21 protein-coding genes are annotated in these 18699 nt (G+C 55.8%); 9 read left to right on the forward strand and 12 right to left on the reverse strand.

What is annotated here, in order from left to right; translation table 11 throughout:
* From ABLV04_RS01875 to ABLV04_RS01900, 6 genes are read left to right on the forward strand one after another with little or no spacing between them, the layout of a single operon-like run.
* Nucleotides 1–723 carry a DUF1365 domain-containing protein gene (locus ABLV04_RS01875; protein WP_004888758.1) on the forward strand — a complete coding sequence of 241 codons (723 nt, stop codon included), beginning with the start codon at nt 1–3 and terminating at the stop codon, nt 721–723.
* Nucleotides 720–1940, forward strand: coding sequence for a cyclopropane-fatty-acyl-phospholipid synthase family protein (locus tag ABLV04_RS01880; protein ID WP_050534324.1), 1221 nt, complete (start codon nt 720–722; stop codon nt 1938–1940). The genes ABLV04_RS01875 and ABLV04_RS01880 overlap by 4 nt, the downstream gene beginning before the upstream one ends.
* Complete coding sequence (locus ABLV04_RS01885; RefSeq protein ID WP_104466855.1) at nt 1937–2422, forward strand: DUF2878 domain-containing protein; 486 nt, start codon at nt 1937–1939, stop codon at nt 2420–2422. Before ABLV04_RS01880 ends, ABLV04_RS01885 begins: the two co-directional genes overlap by 4 nt.
* Nucleotides 2419–2943 carry a hypothetical protein gene (locus ABLV04_RS01890; protein WP_049015229.1) on the forward strand — a complete coding sequence of 175 codons (525 nt, stop codon included), beginning with the start codon at nt 2419–2421 and terminating at the stop codon, nt 2941–2943. The genes ABLV04_RS01885 and ABLV04_RS01890 overlap by 4 nt, the downstream gene beginning before the upstream one ends.
* Complete coding sequence (locus ABLV04_RS01895) at nt 2940–3491, forward strand: DUF3833 domain-containing protein (RefSeq protein ID WP_048336535.1); 552 nt, start codon at nt 2940–2942, stop codon at nt 3489–3491. The genes ABLV04_RS01890 and ABLV04_RS01895 overlap by 4 nt, the downstream gene beginning before the upstream one ends.
* Nucleotides 3488–4447 (forward strand): DUF523 and DUF1722 domain-containing protein, encoded by a 960-nt coding sequence (locus ABLV04_RS01900; RefSeq protein WP_004206730.1) that lies wholly within the window; start codon nt 3488–3490, stop codon nt 4445–4447. The genes ABLV04_RS01895 and ABLV04_RS01900 overlap by 4 nt, the downstream gene beginning before the upstream one ends.
* Before the next feature lie 298 nt (nt 4448–4745).
* Here ABLV04_RS01900 and ABLV04_RS01905 read toward each other — a convergent pair whose 3' ends face one another.
* On the reverse strand, nt 4746–6128 hold the full coding sequence (locus tag ABLV04_RS01905; RefSeq protein ID WP_023291803.1) for a carbohydrate porin: 1383 nt from the start codon (nt 6126–6128) through the stop codon (nt 4746–4748).
* Nucleotides 6129–6458: 330 nt separating this feature from the next.
* The gene (gene xylA, locus ABLV04_RS01910; protein ID WP_023291802.1) at nt 6459–7778 is read right to left on the reverse strand and encodes a xylose isomerase; all 1320 of its coding nucleotides are present in this window, start codon (nt 7776–7778) and stop codon (nt 6459–6461) included.
* A gap of 426 nt (nt 7779–8204) precedes the next feature.
* Between xylA and ABLV04_RS01915 the strand changes: the two genes are divergently transcribed.
* Nucleotides 8205–9644 carry an MFS transporter gene (locus tag ABLV04_RS01915; protein ID WP_072199169.1) on the forward strand — a complete coding sequence of 480 codons (1440 nt, stop codon included), beginning with the start codon at nt 8205–8207 and terminating at the stop codon, nt 9642–9644.
* 58 nt (nt 9645–9702) lie between these two features.
* Nucleotides 9703–11382, forward strand: a complete 1680-nt coding sequence (locus tag ABLV04_RS01920) for a glycoside hydrolase family 43 protein (protein WP_180266428.1) — start codon at nt 9703–9705, stop codon at nt 11380–11382.
* A gap of 80 nt (nt 11383–11462) precedes the next feature.
* Here ABLV04_RS01920 and ABLV04_RS01925 read toward each other — a convergent pair whose 3' ends face one another.
* The gene (locus ABLV04_RS01925; RefSeq protein ID WP_065813409.1) at nt 11463–12101 is read right to left on the reverse strand and encodes an HNH endonuclease; all 639 of its coding nucleotides are present in this window, start codon (nt 12099–12101) and stop codon (nt 11463–11465) included.
* 179 nt (nt 12102–12280) lie between these two features.
* Between ABLV04_RS01925 and ABLV04_RS01930 the strand changes: the two genes are divergently transcribed.
* The gene (locus ABLV04_RS01930) at nt 12281–13150 is read left to right on the forward strand and encodes a phosphorothioated DNA-binding restriction endonuclease (RefSeq protein WP_180266429.1); all 870 of its coding nucleotides are present in this window, start codon (nt 12281–12283) and stop codon (nt 13148–13150) included.
* Between the two features lie 359 nt (nt 13151–13509).
* Here the strand turns inward: ABLV04_RS01930 and ABLV04_RS01935 are convergent, their stop codons facing one another.
* From ABLV04_RS01935 to ABLV04_RS01975, 9 genes are all read right to left on the reverse strand, one after another.
* Nucleotides 13510–13851, reverse strand: a complete 342-nt coding sequence (locus ABLV04_RS01935) for a TA system toxin CbtA family protein (RefSeq protein WP_094354591.1) — start codon at nt 13849–13851, stop codon at nt 13510–13512.
* Nucleotides 13852–13886: 35 nt separating this feature from the next.
* Nucleotides 13887–14237, reverse strand: coding sequence for a type IV toxin-antitoxin system YeeU family antitoxin (locus ABLV04_RS01940; RefSeq protein WP_251901579.1), 351 nt, complete (start codon nt 14235–14237; stop codon nt 13887–13889).
* Nucleotides 14238–14257: 20 nt separating this feature from the next.
* The gene (locus tag ABLV04_RS01945) at nt 14258–14479 is read right to left on the reverse strand and encodes a DUF987 domain-containing protein (protein WP_094354593.1); all 222 of its coding nucleotides are present in this window, start codon (nt 14477–14479) and stop codon (nt 14258–14260) included.
* Nucleotides 14480–14494: 15 nt separating this feature from the next.
* A complete protein-coding gene (gene radC / locus ABLV04_RS01950; RefSeq protein ID WP_094354594.1) occupies nt 14495–14968 on the reverse strand; it encodes a DNA repair protein RadC in 474 nt (157 codons plus the stop codon).
* Nucleotides 14969–15038: 70 nt separating this feature from the next.
* Entirely contained in the window at nt 15039–15857 is an 819-nt protein-coding gene (locus ABLV04_RS01955; RefSeq protein WP_094354595.1) for a DUF932 domain-containing protein, read from the reverse strand.
* Between the two features lie 174 nt (nt 15858–16031).
* Nucleotides 16032–16301, reverse strand: coding sequence for a hypothetical protein (locus ABLV04_RS01960; protein WP_348815285.1), 270 nt, complete (start codon nt 16299–16301; stop codon nt 16032–16034).
* An 18-nt stretch (nt 16302–16319) separates the two neighbouring features.
* Complete coding sequence (locus tag ABLV04_RS01965) at nt 16320–16865, reverse strand: hypothetical protein (protein WP_094354596.1); 546 nt, start codon at nt 16863–16865, stop codon at nt 16320–16322.
* Nucleotides 16866–16923: 58 nt separating this feature from the next.
* Complete coding sequence (locus tag ABLV04_RS01970; protein WP_094354597.1) at nt 16924–17613, reverse strand: WYL domain-containing protein; 690 nt, start codon at nt 17611–17613, stop codon at nt 16924–16926.
* Between the two features lie 195 nt (nt 17614–17808).
* Nucleotides 17809–18699 (reverse strand): GTPase, encoded by an 891-nt coding sequence (locus ABLV04_RS01975; protein WP_251901578.1) that lies wholly within the window; start codon nt 18697–18699, stop codon nt 17809–17811.

The following is an 18699-nucleotide window of genomic DNA, read 5'->3' on the forward strand; positions in this document are numbered from 1 at the left end:
ATGAACAGCTGCCTCTATCAGGGCGTCCTGCGCCACCGTCGCCTGCAGCCGAAGGCGCACCACTTCGTCTACCGCCTGTTTATGGCCTGGCTTGACCTCGACGAACTGGACAGGCTGCCTGAGGCGGGCATCCGCCGCAACCGCCTGGCCGCCGCCGCCTGGTACGACGCCGATTATCCGCTGGGCGCGCCGCTGAAGGCTCAGGCGCTGAACCGGCTGGAGAGCCTGACCGGCTGCCGCCCGGCGGGACGCGTGATGCTCCTGACCCAGCTGCGCTACTTCGGCTTCCATTTTAATCCGGTCAACTTTTACTACTGCTATGACGAGGCCGACACCCTGCGCTGGGTGCTGGCCGAAGTGCGCAACACGCCGTGGAATGAGCGTCATTACTACGCGGTGGACGGCCAGCAGGCGCGCCCGCTGGAGAAAGCCTTTCACGTTTCGCCGTTTAACCCGATGGACATGGTCTATCACTGGCGCTTCAACGCGCCCGGCAAAACGCTGCACATGCACATTGAAAACCATCAGGCCAGCAAGGTGTTCGACGCCACGCTGGCCCTGAGCCGCGTGCCGTTAACCCGCGCCAACCTGCGCGGGCTGCTGCTGCGTCTGCCGATGATGACCCTGAAAACCGTCCTCGCCATCTACTGGCAGGCGCTGCGGCTGTGGCTGAAGCGCGTGCCGCTGTACAACCATCCTGTCAGCAGGAGTGAACGCTCATGACCGATCCCGTCTTTGCGCTTGAACCCGATGTGCCGCGCAACGTGCGGCTCGCGCGCTGGCTGCTCTTTCGTCTGTTGAGCGGCCTCCGCGAAGGCTCGCTCACCGTGCGCGAAGGGGCGCAGACTTTTCATTTTGGCGACCCCGCCGCCGCGCTGCGCGCCGAGGCGCGGGTCTGCACGCCGGAGGTGTACTGGCGTCTGCTGACCGGCGGCAGCCTGGCGGCGGCCGAGGCCTGGATGGACGGCGACTGGGAAAGCCACCAGCTGACGGCGCTGCTGCAGATCCTTGCGCGCAACGGCGAGGTGCTGGGGCGTCTGGAGCGCGGCTTTCGTCTGCTGGGCAAGCCCGTCGCCCGCCTGCGCCACTGGACCCGCCGCAACACCCGCGCTCAGGCGCGGGAGAACATCGCCGCCCACTACGACCTCGGCAACGAATTTTATGCCCACTTTCTGGATGACGATCTGCTCTACTCCAGCGCGCTGTTTGCCGACGACCAGCAGGATCTGACCCAGGCCCAGCGGGCCAAGATGGCGCGCCTGTGCGACCAGCTGGCGCTCACTCCCGGCGATCATCTGCTGGAGATTGGCACCGGCTGGGGGGCGCTGGCCGAGTACGCCGCCCGCCATTACGGCTGCCGGGTCACCACCACCACCCTCTCCCGGGAGCAGCACCGCTGGGCTACCGAGCGCATGGCCCGCGCCGGGCTGCAGGATCGCGTCGAGGTGCTGCTCTGCGACTACCGCGATCTGCGCGGCGAGTACGACAAACTGGTGTCGGTGGAGATGATTGAAGCGGTGGGCCAGCGCTACCTGCCGGCCTTTTTCCGCACCTGTCAGGCGCGCCTGCGCCCGGGCGGCAGAATGGCCCTGCAGGCGATCACCATCCAGGATCAGCGCTATCGCGACTACAGCAAAAGCGTCGATTTTATCCAGCGCTATATCTTCCCGGGCGGCTTTTTGCCCAGCATCACGGCAATGAGCGAGCTGATGACCCGCCATACCGATTTTGTGGTGCGCAACCTGTTCGACATGGGCCCGGACTATGCCCGCACCCTGGCGCACTGGCGGCAGCGTTTTACCCACGCCTGGCAGGATATTGAAAAGCTCGGCTTTGATGAGCGCTTCCGCCGGATGTGGCTCTACTACTTCGGCTACTGCGAAGCCGGATTTAACGCCCGCACCATCAGCGTGGTGCAGCTCACCGCGGAGCGGGTATGACACGCCCGGCGCAGCACCTGCTGATGGCCCTCGCGTTCGATGTTTACTGGACGCTGGTGGTGATGTTGCGCGAGCGCGGCCTGCTGATCTGGCTGACGCTGGCGCTGTTCGCCTGGCTGCGGTTGCCGGCGGCCAGTCGTCCGCCCGCTCTGCTGTTGGCCGCGGCGGGCTGCGGGCTGGACGCCTGCTGGGCGCTGGCGGGGCTGATTGATTTTCCCGGCGACAGCCTGCTGCCCCTGTGGATGGTGGCCCTGTGGCTGATGTTCGCCGTCGTCTGGACCCGGCTGACCCGCACCACGACGCTTCCCGGCTGGGTGCTGGCCGCGGCGGCCACCGTCGGCGGCCCGGTGGCCTACCTGATCGGCGCTCGCCTCGGAGCCATAACCCTGCTGGTACCGACGGCGCTTGCCGTGGCCGCCATGGCCTGCGGCTGGCTGGTGCTCATGCTGTTGTTCCATCTGGGGATGGGGAGGCAAAAATGAGATTCGCCCTGTTACTGCTGTGGCTGAGCGCCCTCGCCCCGGCGGCCCACGCCGCCGACTGGCTGACGTGGCGCCGCGTCGGCGAGGCGACCCTCACCTGGGGGCCGTTCACTGTCTATCACTCACAGCTGCGCACGCCCAATGGCCGGTATGACGGCCCGCAGCAGGATCGGGCGCTGATCATCACCTACCGGCGCGACATCGATCGCGAGGCGCTGGTGGAGGCCACCCGCGACCAGTGGCAGGCGCAGGGCATTCTGCAGCAGGAGCCGCGCAGCGAAGCCTGGCTGCGCATGCTGCAGGGGATCTGGCCGGACGTCGCGCCGGGCAGCCAGCTGGCGTTCGTGGTCAGCGGCGGCGAGGGGCAGTTCTGGTACCGCGCCAGCGCCGCGCAGACCGCCTTTACCCCGCTCGGCCCGCGCCAGTCGGCGGCGTTCAGCACCCGCTTTCTCGCCATCTGGCTCGATCCGCGCACCACTTATCCCGAACTGCGTCAGCAGTTGATCGGAGGTACACCATGAAACGCATTCTGACCCGTGGCCTGGCGCTGCTGATGCTGATGCTCGCTGGCTGCAGCACCGAGGTCACCGAGTACCGGCAGCAGCAGCCCGCCCTCGACATCTTCCACTATTTTCAGGGCCGAACCGAGGCGTGGGGGATGGTGCAGGATCGCAGCGGCAAACAGCTGCGCCGCTTCCATGTCGCGATCGATGGCGACGTCGTCGGCGACACCCTGACGCTCCATGAGCGCTTTGTCTATGACGATGGCGAGAAACAGCAGCGGGTGTGGCGCATTCGCCGCACCGGCGATAACCGTTATCAGGGCACCGCCGGGGATATCGAAGGCGTGGCCAGCGGCCAGGCGGCAGGCAATGCCTTTCACTGGCGCTACAGCATGAACGTCGAGGCCAGCGGCAGCCGGTGGCTGCTGCACTTTGACGACTGGATGTTCCTGCAGGACGGCAGCCATTTGTTTAACAAAACCGAGATGAAGAAATTCGGCATTACGGTGGCCACCGTGACCCTTTTCTTTACCCGAACCACAGCAGAAGAGAGGACAGCGCCATGAACACGCAACCTGTCATTGGGATCAGCGGATGTTTAACCGGCTCAGCCGTGCGATTCGACGGCGGGCATAAGCGTATGGGCTTTGTGATGGATGAGCTCGCGCAGTGGGTGGCGTTTAAGCCCGTCTGCCCGGAGATGGCGATCGGCCTGCCCGTTCCCCGCCCGGCGCTCCGGCTGGTGCAGACCCCGGTCGGGGAGATCCGCATGCGCTTCAGCCACGCCCCGCACGAGGATGTGACGGAGAAGATGGCCGATTTCGCCAACGCCCATCTGGCAACCCTGGGCGAGCTGTCGGGCTTTATCGTCTGCGCCAAATCGCCGAGCTGCGGGATGGAGCGCGTGCGGCTGTATGACGAAAAAGGCAATCGCGGGCGTAAGGAAGGCGTGGGGCTGTTTACCGGCGCCCTGATGGCGCGCTACCCGTGGCTGCCGGTGGAAGAGGATGGCCGGCTGCACGATCCGCTGCTGCGGGAGAATTTTGTCGAGCGCGTCTTCGCCCTGCATGAACTCAACGCCCTGCGCGCCCGCGGCCTGACCCGCCACGGCCTGCTGGCCTTTCACAGCCGCTACAAGCTGCAGCTGCTGGCTCACCACCAGGCGGGCTACCGCGAGATCGGCCCCTTCGTCGCCTCGCTGCATGAATGGGAGGATCTGGAGGCTTTCTTCGAGGTCTACCGCGAGAAGCTGATGGCGATCCTCAAGCGGCCCGCCTCGCGGAAAAACCACACCAACGTGCTGATGCATATTCAGGGTTATTTCCGCGACCAGCTGAACAGCCGCCAGCGCGGCGAGCTGCGGGAGGTGATCCTCAACTATCGCGCCGGGCTGCTGCCGATCCTCGCGCCGCTGACGCTGCTTAAGCACTATCTGGCCGAGTATCCGGATCGCTACCTGCAGGCGCAGAACTATTTTGACCCCTACCCGCAGGATCTTGCCCTGCGCCTGACGGTGAACTGAGGGAACCTGGGCCAGCTGCCCGGCGGCGCTGCGCTTGCGCGGGCCAACGGGGGAAGGCGGTTTTCTGTAGGCCGGATAAGGCATTTATGCCGCCATCCGGCACTACCGCCGGTACGGCGCCTGACCGCCCGGCGGCGCTGCGCTTGCGCGGGCCTACGGGGGGTATCCCGCAGGCCTCCTCAGAAACGTAGGCCGGATAAGGCATTTATGCCGCCATCCGGCATAAATGGAGCGCACCAGTCGTAGCCCGGCTAAGCGTAGCGCCAGCCGGGAACGCTCCTTCGACAACGCTATCGCATCAGAACCACGCCTCAAACATCCCGCCGACGTTCAGCGAATCCAGCTGCTGGTCTTTGGTGCCGTTGACCTTCGCGGTATGCTCGTTGTCCACCTGACCGCCGGTCACGTAGAAGCGCAGCATCGGACGGAACTCCGGCCCCATGCCGATGGCGATGTTCTGCGACAGCGTCAGCTTCCAGCCGTGGTTATCCCCGCCCTGGTCATAGTCCACGCGCTGGTAGCCCGCTTCCAGCCAGGTGGAGTGCACGTCGTTCCAGAAATACATCGGCCGCACGATGGCGCCGTAGTTTTTGCGGTTGTCGGTATTATCTTTGCCGTTGTCATAGTCGTGGAAGGCCAGCAGATATTCCACCTGCGCCTGCTGGGTGAACTTATGGCTGCCCTCGAAGCTGGCGTAGACCGTGGTCAGGTCGTCGGTTTTGTTGTAGACGCTGTTATCCGAGTTGTCGGAGTAGCGCAGGATCACCTTGTTCACCCCGCTGTCGTTGGTGTGGCTCAGCACCAGGCCGCCCTGCCAGGCTTCGAGACGCGCGTCGCTGTCCACCGCCTTCGAGTCAAAGCCGTAGTTGGCGTACACCTCGACGTCGATCGGCCCGGCCTTGATGTTGTGGGTTTTGGTGGTCAGCGCGTAGTGGCCATTGTCGCCGGTGTCGGAGCTGCCGGTACAGGTGATACGCGACGGGTTGGTCTCGTCGGCCATTACTTCCGGGCTACAGGATTTCACCTGCGACACCGCCGCCACGTCGAACTGCACGCCGCCGATATCAAAGTTCTTCACCCCGGCGCCCTGGCCGTCGTGGTTCATCCAGAAGTAGTCGTTGATCCCCTGTTGCGGACGCTGGTGGAAGTCGCGGCCGGCCCAGATATAGGCGTTGGGGTTGGATTCCAGCACGTTGGTGACGCCGACGTAGGCCTTCTTCAGGTTAACCTCGTCGCTCCAGTGGTCGAACATGACGTTGAGATCCCAGATAGCCCCCTGCGCGCTTTTGAAGGCTTTGCTGATCTGGAATTCGCCGCCGTTGCTTTCGTTGCCCAGACGACCGATCGCCGAGGCGCCGTTATAGGAGCCGTCGACGCCGACATATTTCTGGTCGCCGGTCTGGAAGTGGGCGCCATAGCGGGCATAGCCGCTGAACTTGAGGCCGAACGGAATCGCCACATCCGGCGAGGCGGCGGTGGTCTGCGGGTTGGTAATGACGTCGACCTTTTTGTCGGCCGCGGCGTCAATTTTCGCCTGGCGGTCGGCCAGCGCTTTATCAACGGCTTTGGCGACAATGGCGTCGATCTGTTCCTGAGTAAATTCTTGCGCCATTACAGAGGTAAGCGGAAAAAACGCGGCGATAACCGCCATGGTTAATGGAAGTTTTTTTATCATTGTCATGAGTTTCTCAATATAGGTTAATTTTATTCAGACAATAACCAGCCTATTCTGAGCTGACAGAATATGTCGCTATCATCAGAACAAGTTATTTTTTATTTTGTACGGTCACAGAGGTATTACACAATTATCGCTACTCGCCCTCCCTCACTGATATTAAAAAGGTGGCACAATGGCAGAACCATCCGCGCGGCGGATTGTTCCTCTATAGACAGTCAAACAGATAGCCTTTCGGCACAGACAGCATAAATACAACACGAACAAATAAACGCTATTTCCCGGCAGCGGGCACACGGCGGAATACATGCCCCCGCAGGGGCATGTCAGCCAAATTTAACCAAAGATATAGGTATTGACGAGATTTTCGAGTAATTCCTGACGCCCGCTCTGATGCTGCGGATTCAGATTATGCTGCTCAGCGTACCGGGCAATATTATCCAGCGACATGCGGCCGGCCATAATTTGCTGCCCCAGTTCGCCCTGCCAGCCGGCATAGCGTTTTGCCAGAGCCCGATCGAGCTTGCCATCCTCAATCATCCGCGCGGCCAGCTTGAGAGACAGCGCCATCACGTCCATGGCGCCAATATGGCCATAGAACATGTCGTATTTGTCGGTGCTCTGCCGGCGAACTTTGGCGTCAAAGTTCAGGCCGCCGGTGGTGAATCCCCCGGCTTTGAGGATCTCGTACATCACCAGGGTATTTTCTTCCACGCTGTTCGGGAACTGATCGGTATCCCAGCCGAGCTGCGCATCGCCGCGGTTGGCATCAACGGAGCCGAAGATCCCCAGCGCGATGGCGCTGGCGATTTCATGGTGGAAAGAGTGCCCCGCCAGGGTGGCGTGGTTGGCTTCAATGTTCACCTTGATCTCATTTTCCAGACCAAACTGCTTCAGGAAGCCATACACCGTCGCGACATCGTAATCGTACTGATGCTTGGTGGGCTCCTGCGGTTTCGGCTCGATAAGCAGCGTGCCGCCAAAGCCAATCTTATGCTTGTGCTCCACCACCATCTGCAGGAAGCGGCCAATCTGCTCGCGCTCCTGACGCAGGTCGGTATTCAGCAGGGACTCGTAACCTTCGCGACCGCCCCACAGAACATAGTTTTCGCCGCCGAGCTGGTGGGTGGCGTTCATGGCGGTCACCACCTGCGTGGCCGCCCAGGCAAACACCTCCGGATCGGGGTTGGTCGCCGCCCCGGCGCCGTAGCGCGGGTGGGTAAAGCAGTTGGCGGTGCCCCACAGCAGTTTCACGCCGGTTTGCTGCTGTTTCTCCGCCAGCACCTCGGTCATCACGGCGAAATTGTGCAGATATTCTTTCAGCGACGCGCCTTCTGGCGAGACGTCGACATCGTGGAAGCAGTAATACGGCACGTTGAGCTTGTAGAAAAATTCAAACGCCACGTCCGCTTTGCGTTTGGCCATTTCCAGCGCATCGCCCGCGGCCTGCCAGGGACGCTCAAACGAGCCGGCGCCAAACATATCCGCGCCATTCCAGCAGAAGTTATGCCAATAACAGGCGGCAAAGCGCAGATGATCTGCCATGCGTTTTCCCAGCACGATTTCATCCGGATTATAGTGGCGAAACGCCAGAGGATTATCGGTTTTAGGTCCGGCAAAAAGAACGCGTTCGAGCTGGTCAAAATAAGTTTGCATGATGAACTCCGAAATTGAGGAAGCCGAAAATTAACAACTGTGACACATCGTGTATTCTCATCGTCGGTTGCTCAATTACGTTATTTCACTCAGCGATTGAGAAAATGCTCAAATGTGAGCCATCTCGCAAATAAAACTATTTTAAATATCTCGCTTCGCGCGCGTATAGAGTACACTTCCTGGGGAATTCAGGTGGACATAGCGAATTAAAATGCCGGTTTTGTCACATTGCCTGTCTGCCAAAAAATTAGCGGCGGATGGCGACTCAACGCAGGTGATACAGGCCTTTGCTTCGAGGATCACAGAAGTAAAAAAACATAATTACTTAATTTAAAAACGTAATAGATTCTTCCATGTCAACTGTGTCAGAAAGTGTTTCACCTACACAAAACAAACCGGAGTCTGCTTAGAATGAGTAAAAACATAATGCACAGTCGGCATGATGAATATCATAAATTAACCCGTGGAGAACGAATTGGTTATGGCATGGGCGACTTTGCGCAAAACCTGGTTTTCGGCACAATTGGGGGTTTTCTGGCTTTGCATATGCTGACGGTAAATACCATCAGCACGGCAACGGCAGGCTTTATTTTTCTTTTTGTCCGCATAATTAACGTGTTTTGGGATCCGATGGTCGGCACCTACGTGGATAAACGAACCTCGAAAGCAGGGAAATATCGTCCGTGGCTGTTACGAGCCGGCGTGCCGCTGGTGATCCTCTCGGCATTACTGTTCGCGCCCATCCCCGGAGTGAAAGGTTCGGTGGCTTTCGCCTTTATTATTTATCTGGCGCTGGACCTGGTTTATTCCTTAGTCAATATTCCCTATGGCTCGCTGAATGCGTCGCTGACCCGCGACCCGGAATCGATCGATAAACTCACCAGTACCCGCATGATGCTGGCCAACAGCGCCAACCTGCTGGTCTATACCCTGTTCCCGATGTTTGTGCAGATGGCGGCGCCGAAAGATCGCAGCCTAAAAGACACCGGCTTTTTTGGCCTTGAGCTGAATCTGGGGAATTATGCCGATCCGTCGGCAAATTACGCCTGGTTTGGCGTGTACGCCATCTATATGATCATCGGCGCGGTGGCTCTGTTTATCTGTTATAAATTCACCAAAGAACGCGTTGTCGCGACCGCCGAGCAGACCGCCAACGTCAAAACCACCGACCTTTTCCACGAGCTCCGACATAACCGCCCGCTGGTTATTCTGGGTATGTTCTTTATGCTGGCCTTTACCTTCATGTTCTTCATGAACACCGTTAACGGCTTCTTCAACCAGTACGTCGTCGGCCACTCCGAATGGATGGGCGCGGTGGGTCTCGTCGCGTCTATTCCCGGCATCGCCTTCCCGATTTTCTGGCCGAAACTGAAAAAAATCTTTGGTAAAAAAGGCTTCTTCCATCTGTTCCTCGCCATGTTCATCGTCGGCGAACTGCTGACCTACGTCTGGTCCCGCGAAGGGATGCACGACGCGCTGTGGCTGGCCTACATCGCCACCTTTATAAAACAGTGGGGCTTAACTTCCGCCACCGGCTTTATGTGGGCGCTGGTACCGGAAGTCATCGCGTACGGCGAATTAAAATCTGGCAAACGCAATGCCGCCATTATCAATGCCATTATGGGACTCTTCTTCAAGATCGGCTTCACCATCGGCGGCGCGATCCCGCTGTGGCTGCTGGCGGTGTATGGCTTTAATGAAAGCGGCGCCGTGCAGAGCGCCAGCGCCATCGACGGGATTATTATGACCGCGGTGTGGATCCCGATCGCGCTGGCCGCTATTTCGATGGTGATTATCCAGGTTTATCCGATCTCCGATAAACATGTTACCGACATCAACCGTCAGCTGGATGAGATCCGCGTGTAGTTAAAAAAATTATAAATCAGACCGATTCGTCACTTTCCATTTTAAAAGGTGTAATGAAATGTCACTTATTCAAAACCCGATATTACGCGGCTTTAATGCCGACCCCAGTATTATTCGTGTCGAGGATACGTACTATATTGCCAACTCGACGTTTGAGTGGTTCCCCGGCGTGCGTTTACATGAGTCGAAAGACCTGAAAAACTGGAACCTGCTGCCTTCACCGCTCTCCACCACCACCCTGCTGGACATGAAGGGCAACCCCTCCTCCGGCGGCATTTGGGCGCCGGCGCTCTCCTGGGCCGACGGGCAATTCTGGTTGGTGTATACCGATGTGAAGGTCACCGAAGGCGCCTTCAAAGACATGACCAACTACCTGACCACCGCAAAGGATATTCGGGGCCCGTGGAGCGACCCGATCAAGCTGAACGGCGTCGGGTTTGACGCCTCGCTGTTCCATGACGACGATGGCCGGAAATATATCGTCCAGCAAACCTGGGATCACCGGGAGTACCATCACCCCTTCGATGGCATTACCTTAACGGAGCTGGATACCAACACGCTGAAGTTAATGCCGGAAACCGCGCGCACCATCTACCGCGGCACCGCCGTGGCGCTGGTCGAGGGGCCGCACCTCTATAAACTGAACGGCTACTACTACCTGTTTGCCGCCCAGGGCGGCACCGTGTTTACCCACCAGGAGGTGGTGGCGCGGTCGAAAACCCTCGAGGCCGACAGCTTCGAAACCGAGCCGGGCGACGTGTTCTTAACCAACGTCGACACCCCGGACAGCTACATCCAGAAACAGGGCCATGGCGCGCTGGTCTCCACCCCGGAAGGCGAATGGTATTACGCCTCGCTCTGCGCCCGGCCATGGAATCGCCCGGGCGAATCCATCTACGACCCGCGCGGTTGGTCAACCCTCGGCCGGGAAACCGCGATCCAGAAAGTGTACTGGGATGACGAGGGCTGGCCGCGTATTGAAGGCGGTCACGGCGGGAAAACCTTCGTCGAAGGGCCGAAAGACGCCATCTTCACCGAAAGCGCCAGCGATAATAGCCAGCAGGATGACTTTACGTCGCCGGCGCTCGACCCGAACTGGAATACCCTGCGGGTGCCGTTTACGGCCAAAATGGGCGCCACCGGTAACGGCAAATTAACCTTAATCGGCCAGGGTTCGTTAGCCAATACGCATGACCTGTCGCTGATTGCCCGCCGCTGGCAGGCCTTCTATTTTGACGCCGCGGTGAAGGTGAAATTCGAGCCCTTCAGCTACCAGCAGATGGCCGGGTTAACGAATTACTATAACGACCGCCACTGGAGCTTCGTCTTCCTGACCTGGAATGAAATTAACGGCAAGGTCATCGAAGTCGGCGAAAATAACCGCGGGAAATACACATCGTACCTGAAAGATAACGCCATCAAGGTGCCGGACGGCGTGGAATACGTCTGGTTCCGGACCAAAGTCCGCAAGCAGACCTACAGCTATGAATACAGCTTCGATGGCGTGACGTTCACCGAGATCCCGGTCCAGCTGGATGCCGCGGTGCTGTCCGATGACTATGTGTTGCAGAGCTACGGCGGGTTCTTTACCGGGGCGTTCGTCGGCCTGGCGGCGGTAGACTACGCCGGGTACGGCACCCAGGCTGAGTTTTATCAGTTCGAGTATCAGGAGCTGGGCGATAGGTTAGCGGCCGATGGGAGCTATAGCTGGGAGGCTGGCGAGACGCGGGATAAGTAAAAGAGAGCGGGCCCACGCTACCGGTAAGGTAGCGTGGGTTTTGTGGTGTGTGATGTAATTAAAGCGAGCGCTGTCGGATATCAGTCTGTGGGGCGCAGCCGGGCCTTCAGCTCTTCTGGAGTAAACGGCGGATCTCGCCGGTGCAGCATCGCATGGCAGTTGGGACATACCGGGATCAGATCGGTTTCAGGGTTCAGACGGTAGTCCTGCTTGATCCCGGCCAGCGGGATGAGATGGTGGATATGGATAAAGCCCTGGCCGATATCGCCATAGCGGCTGGCCATATCCAGACCGCATACCTGACACTGGCAGCCATGCAGGCGAAGCGCCGCCTGACGAGCCTGACGGTCGCGCTCATAGCGATTGACCACTACCTGCATCGCCGCCCCTTCCACGTACTCCATGGTCGTCTGCCCCTCATCGGGGAAAAGCGCAACCTCGTCATCGCCAGCGCCCTGCGACGCGATCGTAAATCCTTGCTCCAGTAACAGACGCACGCATTTGGATTTAATCCCTCCGCTGAAATCCGCCGGGGTAAATTCCGTCCCCGTCGCAAGCGTGGCCGCTAACCCGACGATGGCTTTTGAAGGATACCGACGCCCCTCAAACTCGATCTCATACAGACGCGCGCTTTTAAACTGATGCGCAACGCCTGCATCGTAAGCGCGAATGGCGGCGATGATGCATTCCCTGGATAAATGGTCCGGTAGTTTTTTCATAAGACATAGCTATCTGATGGCGCGAAGCTTGAGTATAAATAGAAAGCTATGGGCTTTTCGAACAAATAACTGGCAGTGATAATTAAATCGCGATCCACGTAGAATCGCCGCATCTGGTAGGTTGATCGGCAAGGATTTTGCGAGCATCATCGCATTTATTTAGCTGCCAATGTAACGCTATGCCCTCCAGCACGACCCTGCAACACGCGATCGAGAACATCACCATCTGGCGCAAAGGCGAACAGCGTGCGCCGCATAAGCCACTACTGCTGCTGTACGTCCTCTCACAGTACCAGCGCGGCCATGCGCGGATGTTCGACTACGCCTCGGAGATACGCGATGAGCTGCATAGCCTGCTGGAACGCTTTGGCCCGCAGCGCCGCCAGTACCGGCCGGACATGCCCTTCTGGCGCCTGAAAGGCGACGGCTTCTGGGAGTTGCACAACAGCGAACAGTGCTCAACCCAGGGCAGCCGACAGCCGCCCGGCAAAGAGCTGGAGCTCTGTCACGTCGCCGGCGGCTTCGATGAGCCGCATTTTGCGCTACTCAACAGAAATAAGAAGCTGATCAATACCCTCGCCCATCAGATCCTCGAAGCGCATTTCCCGGAGAGTATTCAGGAAGAACTGGCTGAAGAGATGGGGTTTGATCTGCAGCAGATCCGTAAAGAGCGCGACCCGCATTTTCGCCAGCAGGTGCTGCGCGCCTATAACTATGAGTGCGCTATCTGCGGCTTCAATATGCGCCATGATAATACCTCTGTCGCCCTGGAAGCGGCCCATATCAAATGGAAGCAGCACGGCGGCCCCTGCGAAATCCCTAACGGCCTGGCGCTCTGCGCGATTCACCATAAGGCCTTTGATAAAGGCTCCATTGGTCTGGATGAGGATATGCGCATCCAGGTTTCGCCGGCGGTGAACGGCGGGGGCATCGTTGGCAGGCTGTTCTGGGATTTTGATGGTAAGCCGATTACCTTGCCGCTGGGGAAAGAATGCTATCCCCAGGAGGGGTTTGTGGCGTGGCACCGGCGGGAGGTGTTCAGGGGATGAGGGGTGTGGTGTGTGGGAGATTAATGGGAAGCGTGGGGTTTAGGGATTTTGAATGTGTTTCGGAGAGGATTTCGTGGTTGATCAATGATTGGTCGTGGCTAGATTAAAGGACTTATTTATTGGTTGTTTTGATATTGATGCGAAGGCCGGACTCGAATTCCAACATTAATCAACTGAATTTTAAGAAATTAATAACCAATACATTGATAATGTATACTCAGTTGTATACTCAACTACTTTCTTTTGAAAATCAGCTAATAACAAAATATCTAAACCAACTCAATGATGATGCGGCAATTATACTCGATAGCATCATTTCAGCCAGGATGTTTTAACTATCGGGAGGATGCCCGCAAGTTTCACTTTGCTGTAGTGTGATTGCGGCCTCGTAACAACCCCATGTCCCGACGTGCTCGCAGAATGTCTACAGCTCGCAGGTATGGAGATGATTCCTGCCAGCTAAATCCCCTGTGGTCGACACGGACCAACTCGTACTTCTCCACCAGAAAATTAACGGCATCAACAAGCGTGATGCCAGCTTCGATATGTCCCTTAATAACAGCTTCATCGCTGAATGGTGTGTCATTTAACGTCAGGCCGTAGTGTTGCTCAAGTAGTCGGGCAAGCAGCATTTGCCAGACAACCACGGGCGATGGGTATGACTGAACAGCCCGTAGGTTTATTGCAGGTAAAGTATTCATGAGTTGTTCTCTTAAAAATGAGTACTAAAAGTCGGTTAGCTTTGGGTGGGATAAATGGCGATATAAACGTAACCGCAGGATCCCAGCGTATCAGCTTCGCAGGTTAGCCCCTTCGCATAAAGCGTGACGCAGTGCTGGTGTCGTGGATTCAGTTCGCCGCAGGTAAGCATGAGCTCCACCTGCTTCAGCAGTACCGGGAACACCTGGTCAAGATGGAGTAAATCCGCTTCATTGAACTGGCCTGTTAAGCTGGCGCGCTCAGCCAGGTAATGCAGGCGATTACCTTCCTGAACCAGACGTGCGCCAAAACAAGGGATGACGTTACGACTCAAACCCCACCAGGGCTCAGCAGTATCATCATTCACTGTCAGTGTCTTATTCGACATCTGAAGCTCCTTTTATAAGATTAATTGAGAGTGACGCTGCGCAGACAGACATAAGGTCCGTTCCGGTCCTGGCGTCGCTCGGCAAAGACAGCCAGAACACCATTGATATCCTGAACTTCACGACCGTAGTAATGGCAGATGCTCCCGGACCAGCGATATTTCCCGGTACAGAAGCGAAACAAACGGGATTCAGGATGCAGACGATAAATTACCATCGCCTGACGTTTACTGATGATTTTCATTAGTCCTTCCTCTTCTTATAGCCATCCATGCTCAGCAAACGACAACGCTTCACCATCACCAATGATGAAATGATCCAGTAGCCGAACCTCAATCAGACCCAGCGCCTCTGTAATCCTGGACGTAATGACTCTGTCAGCCTTACTGGCATCGGTAATGCCAGATGGGTGGTTATGAGAGACGATCACCGCAGCAGCATTATGACGCAGTGCAGATTTCACAATTTCGCGAGGATGTATTTCAGTATGGTTAATCGTGCCGAGGAAAAGCGTTTCATGCTCCAGCAGACGATGTTGATTATCGAGATAGATAACAACAAAGACTTCGCGCTCCTGCTTTGCCAAATAGAGCTGTAACCAATTTTTCGCGAAGCTAGCGGCAAGAAACGACTCACTGGGCTGCCGCTGATATTTCTCCAGTAATCGCAGGGCACGACGGATGGTACGTTGCTCATTCATCGGGAAGACCGAAGGTAAATTCAGTTCGGACATGATGGATCCTTAAAAGAAAAAACCCCATAACTACCAGCTACAGGGCTATACACACACACGGAGATATCGTTCATGAGGCGAGTTGCAGCATATTTTCAGCCATTACCCACAGCGCACGGTTCAGCTTCACATCACCATCAATACCTTTAATTGCGCGGGTATGTGTGCGTCCTCCTTTTGCATTGCGACCGTTCAAACCACCTTTGATTAGGTTCTCCTGAATACGCTGATAAGTTGTCCAGAGATCTCCGGACTCGTCCTGCCAACGACGAGGGGCCAATAGCTGTGATTCCGTCACGGGCTGATGCTCCTCGCCAAAGCGATATGTCAGTGCAGCTTTTGCCAGTGCCTGTTGTGCTGGTGGCGGAAGCATAAGTGATTGCATGGCATCCCGCTTTTCTTCCACACGATCAAAAATCCCCAGAACCTCGTAAGCCCCTTTGATAACCCTCTCCACCACGTTGCCTTTATGTGGTACTCGCACTTCGCCAAACGACTCACCGCAGACCAGACCATTGCTACAAACTGCCCGAAACAATCCCGGCAACATCTGATAAGAGCTGGAACCATCATGGCTGTTTAGCAGGATAATTTCCGGCACCTGTTTGCCGGTGATTTGTCCTTCCCGGCGCAGGCGTAGCATGTGTTTTGTATGCTCACGTTTGCTTTCATCGCGAACGCGGGTCTGACAGGCAAAGAATGGACGAAACCCCTCACGCTGGAGATTATCCAGCAGGGTAATCGTAGGAATGTAGGTGTAGCGTTCACTTCTGGACTCGTGCTTGTCTTCACTAAAGACGCTGGGTACAAATTGCATCAGTTCTTCATGGGTTAACGGGCGGTCGCGACGGACCTGATTTATTCGGCCAAAGCGGCTGGCTAGTTTCATGGGCAATTCCTTCTAAGCGATATAAAAACAAAAAGCCATGCGTCCCGAAGGAGGCATGGCCCGAATAAAAGTGGTTGGTTGACTATGTGAAGACGTTAGAGAGAGCTAGCGACCAGCATAGATAATTTCAGCGCCAGCTACACCACCATCGACATTAACTAAAACATGAATACGCTAATAAGCCCCGTTAGCAGGGTCCATCACGGTATATTCGAGTACATGGAGTTTATTACCGGGTATAACCGGGTCACTGATATCTTTTAACTGTTTAGGTGTCTCCCAGCGGGCATCCGCTGCTGCACCATTACCCAGTATGGCATCATAGATCTTCTCAGCAGTTTCCAGCGCTGACAGTTGATCCTGCTGGTTAAGCGCAGCATGCACTGTTGGTGATGTAAAGAGCACCATTGCCAGCGCCATACCTGTAACCATTTTATATTTCATTTATATTCCCCTGTATCCCTACTGTGTTGCCGTCAGGCTGCGTTTATGCCATTGACCATCAGGCCCCTGCTCATATCCCATCCGCTTCATATCCCGCTTTAATGTCTCCTGCGGGTCATTTTCTGCAACCTGTTGTTCGATAATGGCAGCACAGACTTTAGAAAAATCTACTGTATTTACAGAAAAAGCGCCGCCAAAGGTATTCACAGAAACCGAGTCAGATTTACTGAATGATTTAATGATCGACCGGATATCTTTGGTCGCCATTGTCGTTTGCACTGTGTAGAACTGCGTCTGGGCATTGCACATCACGCTGGAGGGGTACACTGTATCGTTAACACCAAAATTACTGCCGGTCAGTCCAAAAGCACCGCGCCCATTGCATTGGGGCTTCATTTCAATCAAGCCGACAGTCGAGGGTTTAACCCTGACAATCACACGCCCGTCATCACTATTCGCCTGGCAGAACGTACCGTTTACTGTCCAGGCTGCAGAGACATTGAAAGCTGCAAGACTGAGTACGCCAGCAAGCAGTGTTCTCTTTTTTGAAAAGCATTTATTCATTCGTGTTTCTCCTTAGCGTAAGTATTAAACGGAAAGCGGACACGCTTTCCTGGCAGATTTACTGCCGAAAGGTGTTGATGACATCGTTAATAAACGGGAAATGCGGTAGTGCGGTGATAAAGCCCTCACCGGAAATCAGGCTGCTGATATCATCCCTTTGGATGAACTTTTCTGAAGCCACTGTGACTGCACCGATAGTAGTCAGAGCAAACACACGGATCTCACTGGACTGACATGCAACCAGATACCATTCTTCTCCGTAGTAAATGAGTCGATAAGGCTCCAGCGAGAGATACCGATGTCCATCAGCAAGCACTGTAATTTGCTGGCTTTGACAAATTGCCTGAACCAGACGGATGAAAAACTCGGGAAACGTGACATGAGGTTTCAAAGGAGCATGCCAGATAAGGCAAGGAGATACCCTGCTCTCGTCAATCAGCATGTTTACCAACTGCTTATCCTGGATGGGTAGTATCCGGGCGATACCTGATGCCCGGATAAATGAAAGCGCACCGGGAGAACGATCGCGCATCCTGCTCTCACTTAGCCGGTAAATACCATCATCATTGCGTATATCAAGATGTATCAGGCGCTGATGTAGATCCCTGCGAAGAGTGCGCTCAGAGACACCAAACTCCTCTGATAAAGATTTCAGTACCAGCGCCTCACCACTCAACAACCGACTGATAATGACTGAAAGTCTGACTGCCATCCGATCATGACGCGAGTCTGATGTTGGCGATTCCATACAGTCTCCGCTGGTGATAAATAGATTGATATTTCATGAGGTTATTATGCCGGAGGAGTTGGACAGGTTATGTCCAGAAGAAACCGGTGAAGTGAAATAATCTTCCAGGCTTAATTCATTGTTTATAAATGAGTAAGCCTGTTATAGACCAAATGTTCCCCCTGTCGATGACACACCCTGTCCAGGTGAACGCATTCAACCAAAGATCCTGTCCCAAAGCCGCTCAGCGAGACGGACTAATTTCCGACGAAGCCGCCTGAGTAAAACAGCCCAGCCAGAAGAATACGCATCGGGGTTAAATACCGTATCGAATGCAGTCCCAGCGACATCACCAAAAGCCTTACGGACAGCGGCTTCAGCCTCTTCTGTCTTATGTTCTGACTTTAACTGACGATAAACAGCACTACTGGCCTGTCCCGGCAAGGCATGCACCATCAGCTCAACAAGTGCTGGCAGGTTGTAGCCGGTGTGCGATGAAACAGCCATTATTGGAAATGAAGAGGGGAATTGCCCTGCCGTCTGCGAGCTAAGTATCGCCAGCGATATCACCTGCTCTGGTGAAGGCAATAACATGCTGGTGGTGGGTAGCGGAGTGACACGATCGGCTTGCGTCAAAACAAACAGAAAACGAGATGGCTCAGCCCCATATTCAATCAATACACGATATGTATCGATATCTGTCGTTCTGGCACGATCGTCGGCACGTAGCACCCAGATAATCAGATCAAGCTCGTTCAGTAAACTGCGATAGAGGGACTGATATTCTTCATCGTATTCAGGTGTTTCACCTACACCAGGTAAATCAACCAGCGTAATACCTCGTTCACCCACTGTTAGTTCAAGGCGCTGCGGTTCACGAGTACAGGCGGTTAAATCATGAGTCAGGCAAACAGGCTGCTGAAACAGCGCATTACAGAGAGAACTCTTGCCTGAGCCAGTCTTACCCATAATGCCGATCACAGGTTCGTAGTGGATGGTTTTACTAAGGTGGAACAGGATTCTTTCAGTTGCTTGCGGAGGCAGCAGTCTAAGACTGTTGCGCAGAATATTGCATGGATCATGCTGAGGTTTGAGGATATTGGACAT

It is taken from the genome of Klebsiella sp. JN_Kp127, from assembly GCF_040062505.1.
Classification (GTDB): Bacteria; Pseudomonadota; Gammaproteobacteria; order Enterobacterales; family Enterobacteriaceae; genus Klebsiella; species Klebsiella quasipneumoniae.

What these genes read in the sequence shown, in the direction of transcription:
- ABLV04_RS01895 (WP_048336535.1), top strand. Translation starts at nt 2,940, where the DNA reads ATGAAACGCATTCTGACCCGTGGCCTGGCGCTGCTGATGCTGATGCTC.
- ABLV04_RS01930 (WP_180266429.1), top strand. Translation starts at nt 12,281, where the DNA reads ATGCCCTCCAGCACGACCCTGCAACACGCGATCGAGAACATCACCATC.
- ABLV04_RS01965 (WP_094354596.1), bottom strand. Translation starts at nt 16,865, where the DNA reads ATGAATAAATGCTTTTCAAAAAAGAGAACACTGCTTGCTGGCGTACTC.
- ABLV04_RS01960 (WP_348815285.1), bottom strand. Translation starts at nt 16,301, where the DNA reads ATGAAATATAAAATGGTTACAGGTATGGCGCTGGCAATGGTGCTCTTT.
- ABLV04_RS01915 (WP_072199169.1), top strand. Translation starts at nt 8,205, where the DNA reads ATGCACAGTCGGCATGATGAATATCATAAATTAACCCGTGGAGAACGA.
- ABLV04_RS01935 (WP_094354591.1), bottom strand. Translation starts at nt 13,851, where the DNA reads ATGAATACTTTACCTGCAATAAACCTACGGGCTGTTCAGTCATACCCA.
- ABLV04_RS01955 (WP_094354595.1), bottom strand. Translation starts at nt 15,857, where the DNA reads ATGAAACTAGCCAGCCGCTTTGGCCGAATAAATCAGGTCCGTCGCGAC.
- ABLV04_RS01905 (WP_023291803.1), bottom strand. Translation starts at nt 6,128, where the DNA reads ATGACAATGATAAAAAAACTTCCATTAACCATGGCGGTTATCGCCGCG.
- ABLV04_RS01900 (WP_004206730.1), top strand. Translation starts at nt 3,488, where the DNA reads ATGAACACGCAACCTGTCATTGGGATCAGCGGATGTTTAACCGGCTCA.
- ABLV04_RS01875 (WP_004888758.1), top strand. Translation starts at nt 1, where the DNA reads ATGAACAGCTGCCTCTATCAGGGCGTCCTGCGCCACCGTCGCCTGCAG.
- ABLV04_RS01885 (WP_104466855.1), top strand. Translation starts at nt 1,937, where the DNA reads ATGACACGCCCGGCGCAGCACCTGCTGATGGCCCTCGCGTTCGATGTT.
- radC (WP_094354594.1), bottom strand. Translation starts at nt 14,968, where the DNA reads ATGTCCGAACTGAATTTACCTTCGGTCTTCCCGATGAATGAGCAACGT.
- ABLV04_RS01945 (WP_094354593.1), bottom strand. Translation starts at nt 14,479, where the DNA reads ATGAAAATCATCAGTAAACGTCAGGCGATGGTAATTTATCGTCTGCAT.
- ABLV04_RS01940 (WP_251901579.1), bottom strand. Translation starts at nt 14,237, where the DNA reads ATGTCGAATAAGACACTGACAGTGAATGATGATACTGCTGAGCCCTGG.
- ABLV04_RS01975 (WP_251901578.1), bottom strand. Translation starts at nt 18,699, where the DNA reads ATGTCCAATATCCTCAAACCTCAGCATGATCCATGCAATATTCTGCGC.
- ABLV04_RS01890 (WP_049015229.1), top strand. Translation starts at nt 2,419, where the DNA reads ATGAGATTCGCCCTGTTACTGCTGTGGCTGAGCGCCCTCGCCCCGGCG.
- ABLV04_RS01920 (WP_180266428.1), top strand. Translation starts at nt 9,703, where the DNA reads ATGTCACTTATTCAAAACCCGATATTACGCGGCTTTAATGCCGACCCC.
- xylA (WP_023291802.1), bottom strand. Translation starts at nt 7,778, where the DNA reads ATGCAAACTTATTTTGACCAGCTCGAACGCGTTCTTTTTGCCGGACCT.
- ABLV04_RS01925 (WP_065813409.1), bottom strand. Translation starts at nt 12,101, where the DNA reads ATGAAAAAACTACCGGACCATTTATCCAGGGAATGCATCATCGCCGCC.
- ABLV04_RS01880 (WP_050534324.1), top strand. Translation starts at nt 720, where the DNA reads ATGACCGATCCCGTCTTTGCGCTTGAACCCGATGTGCCGCGCAACGTG.
- ABLV04_RS01970 (WP_094354597.1), bottom strand. Translation starts at nt 17,613, where the DNA reads ATGGAATCGCCAACATCAGACTCGCGTCATGATCGGATGGCAGTCAGA.